A 12,671-nucleotide genomic window follows, 5' to 3' on the forward strand; every position below is an offset into this window, starting at 1 on the left:
GCCCTCCCCGACAGGTCCGTCCTCTCTTCGTCATGAGTTAGCCGGCCGCGTAGTCGCTCTGATCGGCGGTGGTTCGGGGATCGGACTGCGTGTTGCCCATCAGGCTGCCGAGGCAGGAGCGAAGGTCGTGCTGGGGGCCGTACACCGGAGAAGCTGGCTGCCGCGGCACGAGAGGTGGGGGAGGCTGCGACCTGGCAGACGGTGGACGTGACCGACCCTCGTTCCGTCGAATCGTTCTTCGGCGAACGCGACCGGGTCGATCACGTCTTTACGACCGCGGCGTCCTATCGGGTCGGGCCGATGCTGAAGCTGGACGATGCCGACGCGGCGAGTCCCTTCACCTCCAAATTCTGGGGCCAGTACCACGTGGCCACATACGCGGCACCGCTGCTGCCGCCCGACGGCTCCGTCGTCCTCATGTCCGGCGCCGCGGGGGCGCGGCCCCCGGCGCCCGCTCCTGCCTACGCCGCCTGCAATGCCGCCATCGAAGGACTCGGACGCGGGCTCGCGGTCGAACTCGCTCCTGTACGGGTCAACGTGATCTCGCCGGGCACCGTCGACGGCAATCTTTGGGCACAGCGACCGGCTGAGGAGCGTGACGCCGGCTTCACGCAGTACCGCAACGACACCCTGCTGCACCGGCTCGCAACCGAGGACGAAATCGCTCATGGCGTCCTGTTTCTCTTCACCAACGGCTACATGACCGGTTCGACCATTTATCCGGACGGCGGTTACACGTTGCGCTAGTTGCCGGGGCTGACCACACCGGGCGTCGGTGAAGCTCGCGCGAAGTGCTGTCCGGCCCGCTTCCCCTGAGTCCTGTCCCGTGAGCAACGGGCAGGCTGATGGGGGGCGGGTGGGAGATCGTGCCCGAGGGCGGGACGGCTGAGCCGTCCTTGCCTGGACAGCCCTGCCGCGGGCACGCCGGATCATCGCGGCGTCCGCCTACGCGTCCGCGTCCGCCTCCGCATACGCGTCGCAGAAGCGTGCAACCGATCCTGCGGGGAGGAGGAGCCACGCGGCTCCGATATCCGTCGCCGGATCTCCGGCGCAGAGTTCCGAGGTGGGGGCCGTGGAGAGGGCCGTCAAAAGTTTTTCCACGCTCCACCAATCCATGGGCGTTGCGGTTCCGAATCACGGCAGACACCTCGCCGAGGTGTCGGTCTCGGACCCGGACGACATGCGGTCTCCTCCTTCCCCGTGGAGGCCGCCGGAAAAGGATCGAACGTGATAGCCAAGCGCACCAGCCGCCTCGCCGCACTCGTCGCTCTGCCCGCCGCCATGGCCCTCACCGTGGGCGCCTCGTCCCAGGCCGCCGCCGAGGGCACCGGAGCGTTCCAGATCAATCTGGCGCAGCTGAACGACTCCGGTTCCAAGGGCACGGCGATGCTCAGCCTCCAGGGCAACCGGCTGACGGTGAAGATCGAGTCCGAAGGGCTGGTACCCGGACAGCCCCATGCCCAGCACCTGCACGGTTCCACCGACGGCCATGACTTCCACTGCCCGGATGCGAGCGCCGACACGAACGGCGACGGAGTCATCGACAACACCGAAGCCACGGTTGACTACGGCAACATCAACATCTCCCTCACCACCAAGGGACCCACGGACATGATGAGCGGTCTCGCCGTCGACCGCATGCCCGTGGCGGACGCGCAGGGCAAGCTCTCCTACCAGCGCACGCTCACCGTCTCCCAGGCCGTGGTCGACCACATCAAGGATCTGCACATCGTGCAGCACGGTATCGACCGCAACAACAACCAGAAGTACGACTTCGACGGTGCGGGCAAGAGCGAACTCGATCCCAAGCTCCCCCAGGAGGCCACCGCTCCGACCAACTGCGGTGAGGTCAAAGGTGCTGCGGTGGGGTCCATCCCGGTCGGCGGGGTCGAGACCGGAACCGGGCCCTCCGAGGAGGAAGGGGTGCCGTTCGCGGTGCTGGGGGCCGGAGGTGCCGCCTTCGTGGCGTTGACCGGTGTGCTGGCCGTCATGCGGCGGCGGAAGTCCGTGCTCGCCGCCGGGCGGCCCGGGAACAACGGGAGCGTCGCATGAGCCGCCGGAGTGAGGACAGCGTGATGACCGTACGGCGCCGGGGCCACCGCGTCCTCGGCTGCGCGATGGCCGCGGCACTGGCGAGTGTGCTCGTCGCCGGGTGTGGAGGGCAGGAAACGGCCTCGCCTCCGCCGGTTCCCGCGGGAAAGCCGCCGGCGCAGGGCGGGGACTCCCGGGGCGGGGACTCCCAGGGCGGGGACGCGTCCCAGGGCGGGGCGACGGGTGGAGGGTCCGGGAGCCAGGCTGCCGCGAGCATGCCGAAGTCCGTTCCGCAACGGCTCTCCATCCCGTCGCTCCAGGTCTCCTCCACGCTGGAGACGCTGGGACAGCACAAGAACGGGGCCATGGAGACTCCGCGCGATCCCGACAAGGCGGGCTGGTACCGGCCGGGGCCGACGCCGGGCTCCCAGGGACCCGCCGTGATCGCGGGTCATGTCTCCTGGAACGGCAAGCCGTCGGTGTTCGAGAAGCTGTCGACGATGAAGGCCGGTGACACCATCGAGATCGCCCGGCAGGACGGGAAGACCGCGAAATTCACGGTGGACCGTGTGGCCCAGTACCCGAAGAACAAGTTCCCCACGGTCGAGGTGTACAAGAACATCGACCATGCCGGCCTCCGCCTGATCACCTGCGGTGGCCGGTACGACCAGGGCCGGCACTACTACCCCGACAACGTGGTGGTGTTCGCCAGCCTCACGGGCAGTGCGTAAGCCGAACCCCTGAGAACGGGCCGACGGCCCGGTGCCCTTTACGGGAGGCCGGGCCGCCGGATCGTCCGTGGTGGGCAACCGCCATACTGCGTGCGATCTTTCTGCTCGTCCCGAAGGGAACCCCGCGACGTGTCCTCCACCCCCTCCCTGCCCCTCACGCGCACCCGTGTCGTCATCGTCGGCGCCGGCCCCGCCGGGCTCACCGTGGCGAATCTGCTGCGCGCCGCCGGCGTCGACTGTGTGGTGCTGGAGGCGGAGAGCAGGGAATTCATCGAGCAGCGGCCGCGCGCCGGGTTCATGGAGGAGTGGGCGGTGCATGCGCTGGCCCGGCACGGGCTGGCCGACCGGCTGCTCGAACGCGCGGAAACCCAGGGGGAGTTCGAGTTCCGCTTCGACGGCGAGCGGCACCTCGTGCCGACGGCACAGCTGTCGGGGCGGCACCACTACGTCTATCCACAGCCGCTGCTGGTCACCGACCTGGTGGCGTCGTATGTGGACACGGCGGGCGGTGAGGTGCGCTTCGGCGTGCGCGAGGTGGAGTTGCACGACATCGACGGCGACCGGCCGGCCGTCTCCTACACCGACCCGGTGACCGGGGCCCGGCACCGCATCGCGTGCGACTTCATCGCGGGCTGCGACGGTGCGCGTGGGGTGAGCCGGGCGGCCATACCCGCCGGCCGTGCGGTCCTCACCCGCCACGACCACGGCGTCGCCTGGCTCGCGCTCCTCGCCGAGGCGCCGCCGTCCGCCGACGGTGTGGTCTTCGGCATCCACGAGCGCGGATTTGGTGCCCATATGGCCCGTAGCCCCCAGGTGACCCGCTACTACCTCCAGGTCGAGCCGGGTGCGGACGCCGGGAACTGGTCGCACCGCCGGGTGTGGGACGAGCTGCACACCCGGCTCGCCGCCGCCGGTGCCCCGCCGCTGACCGAAGGGCCGCTGATCGAGAAGGCGGTCCTGGACATGCACGACTACGTGGTGGAGCCGATGACGTACGGCCGCCTCTACCTGGCGGGTGACTCGGCACACCTGGTGGCACCGATCGCCGCCAAGGGCATGAACCTGGCGCTCCACGACGCCCTGCTGCTCGGCGAGGCGCTGATCGCGCACTACCAGGGCGACGACCGCGGCCTCGAAGGCTATGGGCAGGCCTGTCTGCGGCGGGTCTGGCAGTACCTGGAGTTCTCGCAGTGGCTCTCCTACGTGCTGCACGGTGCCTCGTCCGGCGACCGCATGCGGGCGGGCACCGCCACCGCGCGGCTGCGGCGGCTGCTGGGGTCCCCGTCCGCGGCGAAGGCGTTCGCCGGGCTGTACCTCGGCGAGGAGGCGGATCTGTAGTCCCGGCGGGCCGTACCTCGGCGGCGACGCGGATCTGGAGCCCGGTCTGTGCCCCGGCGGGAACGGGATCTGTAGTGTCGTGAGTGTTGTGACCGGCGCTCCCGAAACCGCACGTCCGTGGGGTGATTCACATCCCTGAGTGGGGTGGGTCCCCGGCGGGCCGGGTACGCGGCCACGTGATCGCCGGGCGAGATACCGTTGTGAAGTGGTAGAAATTCGGCGAAAAGCATCGCTGAAACTCCGAGGAAGGGAGACGCCATGTCATCGAAGCGCCGTCGCAAGAAGAAGGCCCGTCGCAAGAACGGTGCCAACCACGGCAAGCGGCCGCAGTCCTGAATCAAGGACGGTGACCTGAGGGACCTCCCCGCGGGGGTTTCTGTGGGCTCCTCGCCTCCGTTCCGGCGGACGCGAGGGGCCCACAGTGGTCACCGCACCCTGGCCCGGTCAGGGCCTGGTCAGGGCCTCGGCCATGTGCTGGGTGGCCTGCGCCTGGGTGGCGTCGCGACGGGTCGGGTTGAACGAGAGCGCCACGCGCCGCTGTTGGTCGCGGGTGGCGAACAGGGCGGAGCAATAGCCGTACCGTTCACCGGTCTTGCCCCACAGCGTGATGCCGTTGACCGTGACGGTCTGCAGGCCGGCGGAGTAGTGCGCGGGGCTGCCGTCCAGCATGCGCACCTCGTCGGTCGCAGGGTGAACATCCGCTCCAGTTGACGAGGCGGCAGAAGCTCGCCGGAAAACAGGGCGGTCAGGAAGCGGTCCAGGTCACCGGTGTGGGAGATCATCTCGCCCTCACCCCAGGCGGGCGACTGGTCGAACGCGGTGATGTCCAGCAAGGACCCGTCCGTCATCTTCATATAGCCGTGCACATGGGGCCCGTGAAGGCGCGGGTCGTTGCCGGGTACGGAGGTGTGCCGCAGGCCCAGCGGGCGCAGAATGCGACGGGCGATCACCTCGCCGTACAGCCGCCCCGTCAGCTCCTCGATCAGCAGTGCCAGAAGGACGTAATTGATGCCCCGGTACTCCTGCTTGGTGCCCGGGGTGAACTTCATGGGACCGTGCGAAACCAGCGCCACGAGCTGGTGGGGCGTCCACCGGTCGTAGCGGTGCCGGGCAATCGACTCCGGGGTGGACAGGTCATGGGGCGGGGCCTGCTCGTCGGGCAGCCCGCTGGTGTGCTGCAGCAGCTGGAACACCGTGACCGGCGGGAAATGCGCCGGCAGCAGGCCCGGGAGACACCGCTGGACCGGTGTCTCCAGCGGGAGCCGGTGTTCGGCCGCGAGCTGCAGGACCACCGTCGCCACGAACACCTTGGTGATACTGCCGATCCGGAACGTGTCCCGCTCATGGATTTCCCGGCCGGTGTCCCGCTCGGCGACCCCGGCGGTGCCGTACCACCGCCCGGCAGCGCCGCTCACCCGTAGTTGGCAGCCGGTCAGCTGCGGATGCGCGAGGTCCCCGACGGCGGCCCGCAACGCCGGCACATTCAGCGGAGGAACGGGCACGGGCACCGGGCCGGTCCGAGGCGGCGGACCGTCCGGCGAGCGGGGCCCGGGCGGACGGGCGGAGGCCCGCGCGGGCCCCGCCGTCGCGGCGGCCACCGCACCGGAGAGCGCGGCTCCCACAACCACCCTGCGGGTCAAGGAGGAACGGCTCGTGAAGGAAGAAGGGCTCATGCCGGACAGCTTTCCGTGCGCCGAGCGCACTGCCTTCAGGGATCTCCCTGATCCGCCCCTGAGCTGCCCCTGAGCGGCCTCGGGACGCCGCCGGCCGGCTATCTGACCCCGGTGGGCATCCTGGTGCTCGCCTTCGGCGCAGGGCCGGTATGGCTCGGCACGATGCTGATCGTGGTGGGAGTGCTGCTGGGTCACATCGTTGAACCGCCCCTCGCCGGCCGAGCCCGATATGAACGGTCACGCCTGACGGCGGCAGGAATGCCCTGGCCGGCCGTGACCGGCTGAGGGAGCCGGCGCCGACGAAGGCGCGTCAGTGGTGGGGCCCCTGCCGGCCGAGCGTCTCCACGGGGGTCGCGCCGGGGCGCGTCCACTGGGGTACGGGCCGGCTGGTCGGGCCCCAGGTGGCGACGCCGTCGGCGTCCGAGCGCCAGTACCAGCAGGCCTGCCGGCCCTCGGACGGGTACCCCTCGCGGACATCGCCGATCACGGGACGGCCCTCGGGATTGTCCTCCCACGCCTCGCCGCGGCCGTAGGGCGTCATGTCGAGCAGGCCGAGGGACCCGTTGACCGGCTCGTTGCCGCGGCCCGTCGTGGAGTAGGTGAGGAACACCCGGTCGCCGTCGCGCAGGAAGCAGACGAGGTGGCCCATTTGCCCGCCGATGGGCGCCGCCACGCCCCGCACCGAGTACCAGGGCTGGGTGTATCCCATGAACGCGACGTAGGGAGCCACCTCGTCCCACGGGCCCGAGGTCAGGACGGCGAACGAGACGCCCCGGGCGTTGAGGTAGACGGCGTCCTTCATGTGCCAGGCCGTCGTGGTGCAGCCCTCGCACTGCCCCTGGTGCGGGGCGCCGTCGTACCACATGTGCTGGTAGACCACGAGCTCGTCGCGCCCCTGGAACAGGTCGAGGAACGGGACCGGCCCGTCGGCGCCGGGGACCTCGACGGTGCCGTCGAGCTCGACCATCGGCAGCCGCCGCCGGGCCGCGGCGATCGCGTCGCCCTCGTGGGTGTGCGCCTTCTCGCGGACCAGCAGCGCCTCGCGCCTCGCCTGCCAGGTGGCCAGGTCGACGACCGGCGGCTTGCCGGGGAGGTCGCTGCTCGCGTTGCCGGGCGTGGTCGTCATGGTGTCCTCCGTGGTGTCTCGTGCCGGGCGGCGTCGTAGGCGTCCTGCGACGCTCACCGGAACAGACTCGCGGCGCGGCCCGGACTCATCGCGGCAAAGGGGCGGGCGCTCTTCGCCGAGCCTGCACGGACCACCTCGGGCTGACAAGTTCACGGCCGCGCTCTTAGACTCGGTGGATGATCTTCATTGTCGTCAAGTTCCCCGTGAAACCCGAGTACGCCGAGGAGTGGCCGCAGCGCGTCGCCTCCTTCACCGGCGCCACCCGCGCCGAGCCCGGAAACCTGTGGTTCGAATGGTCCCGCAGCATCGAGGACCCGAACACCTATGTCCTGGTCGAGGCATTCAAGGACGACGCCGCCGAAGCGCATGTCAACTCCGACCACTTCCGCGCCGGGATCGAGACGATGCGCCCGCTGCTGCGTCGTACTCCGGAGATCGTGAGCACCACCATCGAGGGTGCGAACGGCTGGAGCGCGATGGGCGAGATCACCATCGACTGAGGCCGCTCCGGGGCACCCGCCACGGTCCGTGTCCGTGGCCCGGGCCCGCACGCCCGCCCGGCATGCACCATCGTCAGCGGCGGCCACCCGGGGCACCGCACTCGACGGGAAGGCCCCCGCCTGCTAGGGCCGGGCCGTTGTCACCAAGTGGCTGATGAACCAGTCGCGGGCGAGGTCGGCGACCTGCTGGAGGGCCCCGTGTTCCTCGAAGAGGTGGGTGGCGCCGGGAATGATCTCCAGGCGGGTCTCCGCGCGCAGCGCCGCCTCGGCCTCCCGGTTGAGGTCGATGACCAGGGGGTCGTTGCCGCCCACGATGAGCAGCGTCGGCGCCCGTACGGCGGGGAGCAGCGGTCCGGCGAGGTCGGGGCGGCCGCCGCGGGAGACCACGGCACCGACGTCCGTGTCGGGGGTCGCGGCGGCCCGTAGTGCCGCCGCGGCTCCGGTGCTGGCACCGAAGTAGCCGATCGGGCCCCTGAAGCGGCCGCGCAGCCACCCGGTCGCGTCCGCCAGCCGCTCGGCGAGGGTTTCGGTGTCGAAGACGTTCGACCGGTGGGCTTCCTCCGCCGGTGTGAGCAGGTCGAAGAGCAGGGTGCCCAGGCCCGCTTCGTTCAGGGCCGCGGCAACCAGCCGGTTACGCGGGCTGTGCCGGCTGCTGCCCGAGCCATGGGCGAACATCACCACTGCCAGGGCCCCCGCCGGTACGGTGAGGTCGCCGGTGAGCCGGACCCCGGCGGCGTCGATCGCCACCTCCTCCGCCACATCCGTTTCCTTCCCCACAACCGTTTCCTCCGCCGAGGCCCCTGCCGTCGAGGCCTGTGCCGTCGACGCCTGTGCCAGCAAGGAGACGACCTCGTCGTCCGGGGTCTGGGAGAAGTCCTGGTACCACTCGCCGACGGCGGAGAAGGCGAACGGGGTGGAGAGGCAGACGAATTCATCGGTCGCGCCGCGCAGCCGCTCGGCCGCGTCCGGAGGCGCCACGGGTACCGCGAGCACCACCCGGGCCGCGCCCTGCGCACGTACCACCTGGCATGCGGCGGCCGCGGTGGCGCCGGTGGCGATCCCGTCGTCCACGACGATCGCCGTACGGCCGGTGAGGTCGAGCCGTCGCCGCCCGGCGCGGAAGCGCTCCGCCTGGCGGGTGAGCTCCGCCGCCTCGGCGTGCTCCACGGATGCCAGGTCCGCCTGGTCGAGGCGGCCGCGGCGGACGATGTCGTCGCTGATCACCCGTACGCCGCCCTCGCCGATGGCGCCGAAACCCAGCTCGCGCTGGTAGGGGACCCCCAGCTTGCGGACCACGATCACATCGAGCGGCGCGCCGAGCGCCCGGGCCACTTCGAAGGCCACCGGGACCCCGCCACGCGGCAGGCCCAGCACGACGGGCTCTTCCCCCCGCAGGTGCCCCAGCGATTCGGCGAGGCGGTGCCCCGCCTCCGCACGGTCAGTGAACAGCACGGTGTGCACCCCCTAGCCAGGGGAGACGGTAGCTGCGTTCACACCTCACTTCGAAATAACCCCATCCGCGGGGGCTTCGCAAGTCGGGCCGCGGTGGTGCCCGCTCATTGCCCGGCCGGGCCGGATGGTGGTTACCGTCGGCGTATGAAGGGAATCGGAGCGGTCCTGATCGATATCGACGGCGTGCTCACCGTGTCCTGGAAGGCGCTGCCCGGCGCCGTGGCGGCCATGGAGCGGCTGCGCGCCGCGGGACTCCCGCTGGTGCTGGTCACCAACACCACCTCGCGGACCCGTGCCGCGGTCGCCGGGCGGCTGGCCGAAGAGGGATTCCCCGTCGGTGCCGACGACATCCTGACCGCGCCCGCCGCCACGGCGGCCTACCTGCGCGCCCATCATCCGCACGCACGCTGCCGGCTGATCAGCAGTGGTGAGGTCCGGGCGGATCTGGCCGGTGTGACGCTCGTGGGGGAGGAGGACGGTGTCGAGGGCCGGGAGGCACCGGAGGTGATCGTGTTCGGCGGCGCGGGTGAGGAGTTCAGCTACCCGGCTCTCAACAGCGCCTTCCGGCAGCTGCAGCGCGGTGCCCGGCTGGTCGCCATGCACCGCAATCTGTACTGGCGTACGGCGGACGGGCTCGATCTGGACACCGGAGCCTTCCTGGCGGGGCTGGAACGGGCGGCGGGGGTCGAGGCAACGGTCACCGGCAAACCGGCCGAGGCCTTCTTCGCCACCGCCTTGGCGCACGTCGGTGCCCCGGCCGCGGAGGCGCTGATGGTGGGCGACGACATCGAGTCCGATGTGCTGGCGGCTCAGCGCTGCGGGATCACCGGTGTGCTGGTCAAGACCGGCAAGTACCTGCCGGAGACGCACCGTGCGGCCGGCGGCACGCCTGACCATGTGCTCGCTTCCTTCGCCGAGCTGCCCGGTCTGCTGGGCCTGGCGTGACGGTGCGGGGGGATGGTGCGGGTGTGGCGCGTGCCGTGACGGTGCGCTCGCCTGGCGGGTCGGGCCGGTGAACCGGTGGACCGGCGCGGTCACGGGCGGTCATCCCGTGGCCGGGTCCTCGGCGCGCCGGTAGTGGAGGAGGATACGCCCCGGCCGGCCGCCGTCGTTGCCGAAGGACCGGGTCCCGGCGAGCCGCAGAAAGGTCGGGGCCATGGCGTCCGCGGTCCGGAAGAGGGGCTTGCCCCGGCCGATGAGGACCGGATGGACGTAGACGTGGTACTCGTCGATCAGATCGTGCGCCATGAATGCCGCGGCGAGACCGGCGCCACTGAGCACCAGGTCGCCACCCGGCTGCGCCGTGTGCGCTGCGCCGGCGCGCCGGGAGGGCGGGCACCGTCATCACCGCGGGTCGCCGAGCAGTACCGCGATCTCCGCGGCCGTCCAGTGCCCCTCGGCTCCCGGACAGCCGGCAAGGTACTCGGCGGTCCGGTGCGCGCTCCATCCGTGGGAGGCGACGATGCCGGCCGCGATGTGCCGCAGGTAGGCCGCCGAGGGCGGGTTCAGGGCGATGTCCTGGCTGCTCCAAGGGGAGGTGAAGGTCAGCACCGGGTAACCGTCCAGCAGTCCGGCACACACCAGGGTTTCGTACCGGCCGGGACCCGTCCGCGCCCGGCCGCGGGTCAGGACTTCCGTCAGGTCGAGATCCCGGCCGGGCTCCCGGTACATCTCCTGAGCGGCGATATCGGAGAACTGAGGCAGCGTCAGGAAATAGCTCTGGGCGGGGAGTTCGGTGCGCCCGGGGCGCAATCGGCCGGCTGCGTCACCGTCACCGTGTCCCCGGCCGGTTGGTCCACCGGACCGCCGGCCGGCTGCGCCTCCGCCAGGTGCGCGATCCAGGTCCAGGTCCGAGTCCAGGTCCGCGTCCGGGCCCGGGCCGGGTTCGGGCTCGGGCCCGGTGCCAGGCCCGGGGTCGTAGAAGGCCCTGCCGCCGGTCCACACCCGCGATTCCGTGGCGAAGTACAGCAGGCCGGGCAGCATGACCGGTGTCGTGCGCGCGGGCGGGCGGGGGTCCCGGCAGCCCGGGTGGGTGCGCAGCCCGCCAGGGGGTCGCCCACCGGCCAGATAGCAGGCCAGCCGCTCGGCGTGCATGTTGGAGCCGTATGCGGCGTACCAGAGGCGGCGGACGGGGGTGAGGCGGCGCACGGTTTCGGGGGAGTGGTCCAGGGCTTCGAGGCGTTGGGGCCTGATCACGTCCTCACGCTACGCGGCCCGGACCGCCACGGCGGCGTCCGGCGGGGTCCGCGGCGGGCCCGCAGGTCCAACGCCTCCGGCAGGCTCCACCGCCTCCCGCCGGGACAGCGGGCTCCGGCGGGGCCGGCGGTGCCCGGCTGCCAGGGCCCGGGCCGCCGAGCCGTCCCTCCGTAGCGCCGGCGCCGCGACGCGGTGAAGTGCAGGTGAATGGACGGGACGGCCGGTCTGACGTGGCTTGATCGTTTCCCCTACGGGTTTTGCCGCGAGTGGTCTGGAGATGCGCACTGCACGGACAGGACCGGTCGGAAGGGACCGGTCCCACAGAGCCGGACGGACAGGACCGACGGACAGGACCGACGGACAGGACCGGTCCGAAGGACAGCCGGTGCCGGGTCTTCGACCGGGTGCCGGGGGACGGAGGCAGTGTGGCGGACGAGGTGTCAGGGCGAGAGGACGCCGGGATACGCGGGGCAGGGGTGGCCGGCCGCCGCCCCGCAATGCCCTCTCCAGCGCCGGATGCCAGCCGGCGTCACCTGCTCGCGGCCACGGCAGCGGCGGGGCTGGGGCTGCTCACGGCGTGCGGGCAGTCTTCCCGTGCGGACTCCGCGCCCAAGGCGTCGCCCCCCGGCGGCTCGCCGGCCTCCCCGTCCGCCGGCGCCACCCCGGGCCCGTCCGGTTCCGCGACGGCGCCCCCGTCGGCCCGCCCGACGAAGCGGCGCCGCGCCGAACTTCCCCGTGGTGGACGGGAGTTGTTCCCGCGCTACCGGCTGGTCGGGTTCTGTGGCCTGCCCGGGGCGGCGGCGCTCGGCCGGCTGGGGACCGGTGACCCGGAGCAGCGGGCCGCCCAGGCGGAGAAGGTGGCGCACGAGTACGCCGCGGGGCGCGAACCACTCCCCGTGCTCGAACTTCTGGCGACGGTGGCCAACTCCACGGCCGGCCCGGACGGCGCCTACCGCTCCCGGACGCCCGCGGCCACCATCCGCCGCTTCCACCGCCTGGCACGCGACCGGCGGGCGTTGCTGCTGCTGAACATCCAGCCGGGCCGTGCCTCGGTGCTCGGCGAGGTCAAGGCGCTGCGCGACTGGCTCGTCCACCCCGATGTGGGGATCGCGCTCGACCCGGAGTGGGAGATGGGCTCCGGTGAGGTGCCGGGGGATGCCTACGGGCACACCGACGGCCATGAGCTGACCAAGGTGGCCCGCTATCTGTCCGGGCTGGTGCGGGAGCACGACCTGCCGGAGAAGCCGCTGGTCTTCCACCAGGTCGCCACGTCCGTCGTGGGCGACCAGTCCGCCCTGCGCCCCCAGCCCGGCGTGGCGCTCATCAAGAGCGCCGACGGCATCGGCTCGCCGGGCCTGAAGCGCGGGACCTGGCACCAACTGGTCAAGGATCTGCCCGACGGCCTCCACACCGGTTTCAAGCTGTTCTACGAGGAGGACGCGAAGGGCAGCCGCCTGATGACGCCGAAGGAGGTGCTGGCCCTGCGGCCGCAGCCGGAGTACGTGATGTACGAGTGAGCCGGCCGGCCCGCTGCGCGCTCTGCCGGCGGGCCCGTGCACGGGTACACGGGCGCGACCCGGGCCGGGGCGCACCCACCCGGAGACGGGCGAGAAGATCCTCTTCG

The 12,671-nt window shown here is 71.7% G+C and carries 12 protein-coding genes and 1 pseudogene; 8 read left to right on the forward strand and 5 right to left on the reverse strand.

Annotation, left to right across the window (positions count from 1 at the left end; translation table 11 throughout):
* Positions 1 to 174 precede the first annotated feature (174 nt).
* The 4 genes from ABZ851_RS36395 to ABZ851_RS36410 all read left to right on the forward strand — a co-directional run bounded on the left by ABZ851_RS36395 (position 175) and on the right by ABZ851_RS36410 (position 4,100).
* Positions 175 to 747, forward strand: a complete 573-nt coding sequence (locus ABZ851_RS36395) for an SDR family oxidoreductase (RefSeq protein WP_361136850.1) — start codon at positions 175 to 177, stop codon at positions 745 to 747.
* Between the two features lie 480 nt (positions 748 to 1,227).
* Positions 1,228 to 2,052, forward strand: a complete 825-nt coding sequence (locus ABZ851_RS36400; protein WP_361136852.1) for a hypothetical protein — start codon at positions 1,228 to 1,230, stop codon at positions 2,050 to 2,052.
* On the forward strand, positions 2,049 to 2,762 hold the full coding sequence (locus tag ABZ851_RS36405) for a class F sortase (protein ID WP_361136854.1): 714 nt from the start codon (positions 2,049 to 2,051) through the stop codon (positions 2,760 to 2,762). Before ABZ851_RS36400 ends, ABZ851_RS36405 begins: the two co-directional genes overlap by 4 nt.
* Before the next feature lie 129 nt (positions 2,763 to 2,891).
* Complete coding sequence (locus tag ABZ851_RS36410; protein ID WP_361136856.1) at positions 2,892 to 4,100, forward strand: 4-hydroxybenzoate 3-monooxygenase; 1,209 nt, start codon at positions 2,892 to 2,894, stop codon at positions 4,098 to 4,100.
* A gap of 455 nt (positions 4,101 to 4,555) precedes the next feature.
* Here ABZ851_RS36410 and ABZ851_RS36415 read toward each other — a convergent pair whose 3' ends face one another.
* On the reverse strand, positions 4,556 to 5,602 hold the full coding sequence (locus ABZ851_RS36415; RefSeq protein ID WP_361136858.1) for a serine hydrolase domain-containing protein: 1,047 nt from the start codon (positions 5,600 to 5,602) through the stop codon (positions 4,556 to 4,558).
* 282 nt (positions 5,603 to 5,884) lie between these two features.
* Between ABZ851_RS36415 and ABZ851_RS36420 the strand changes: the two genes are divergently transcribed.
* Positions 5,885 to 6,058: a hypothetical protein gene (locus ABZ851_RS36420; protein WP_361136860.1), complete on the forward strand. Its 174-nt coding sequence runs from the start codon at positions 5,885 to 5,887 to the stop codon at positions 6,056 to 6,058.
* A gap of 25 nt (positions 6,059 to 6,083) precedes the next feature.
* Here the strand turns inward: ABZ851_RS36420 and ABZ851_RS36425 are convergent, their stop codons facing one another.
* Positions 6,084 to 6,899, reverse strand: coding sequence for a DUF899 family protein (locus ABZ851_RS36425; RefSeq protein WP_361136862.1), 816 nt, complete (start codon positions 6,897 to 6,899; stop codon positions 6,084 to 6,086).
* A 176-nt stretch (positions 6,900 to 7,075) separates the two neighbouring features.
* Here ABZ851_RS36425 and ABZ851_RS36430 point away from each other — a divergent pair, with 176 nt between their 5' ends.
* The gene (locus tag ABZ851_RS36430; protein WP_361136864.1) at positions 7,076 to 7,399 is read left to right on the forward strand and encodes a putative quinol monooxygenase; all 324 of its coding nucleotides are present in this window, start codon (positions 7,076 to 7,078) and stop codon (positions 7,397 to 7,399) included.
* Positions 7,400 to 7,522: 123 nt separating this feature from the next.
* On the opposite strand, the gene ABZ851_RS36435 is transcribed toward ABZ851_RS36430, so the two are convergent.
* Positions 7,523 to 8,851, reverse strand: coding sequence for a phosphoribosyltransferase family protein (locus ABZ851_RS36435; protein ID WP_361136866.1), 1,329 nt, complete (start codon positions 8,849 to 8,851; stop codon positions 7,523 to 7,525).
* A 144-nt stretch (positions 8,852 to 8,995) separates the two neighbouring features.
* On the opposite strand from ABZ851_RS36435, the gene ABZ851_RS36440 reads away from it, so the two are divergent.
* Positions 8,996 to 9,796 carry an HAD-IIA family hydrolase gene (locus ABZ851_RS36440; RefSeq protein ID WP_361136868.1) on the forward strand — a complete coding sequence of 267 codons (801 nt, stop codon included), beginning with the start codon at positions 8,996 to 8,998 and terminating at the stop codon, positions 9,794 to 9,796.
* A 99-nt stretch (positions 9,797 to 9,895) separates the two neighbouring features.
* Here the strand turns inward: ABZ851_RS36440 and ABZ851_RS36445 are convergent.
* Positions 9,896 to 10,150 (reverse strand): annotated as a pseudogene (locus ABZ851_RS36445) (dihydrofolate reductase family protein); the annotation flags it as partial.
* 45 nt (positions 10,151 to 10,195) lie between these two features.
* Positions 10,196 to 11,047 (reverse strand): histone deacetylase, encoded by an 852-nt coding sequence (locus tag ABZ851_RS36450; protein WP_361136870.1) that lies wholly within the window; start codon positions 11,045 to 11,047, stop codon positions 10,196 to 10,198.
* A gap of 497 nt (positions 11,048 to 11,544) precedes the next feature.
* On the opposite strand from ABZ851_RS36450, the gene ABZ851_RS36455 reads away from it, so the two are divergent.
* Positions 11,545 to 12,564, forward strand: a complete 1,020-nt coding sequence (locus ABZ851_RS36455) for a hypothetical protein (protein WP_361136872.1) — start codon at positions 11,545 to 11,547, stop codon at positions 12,562 to 12,564.
* Positions 12,565 to 12,671: the final 107 nt, after the last annotated feature.

Origin of the sequence: Streptomyces sp. NPDC047049, from assembly GCF_040643995.1 — a bacterium.
GTDB lineage: Bacteria > Actinomycetota > Actinomycetes > Streptomycetales > Streptomycetaceae > Streptomyces > Streptomyces mooreae.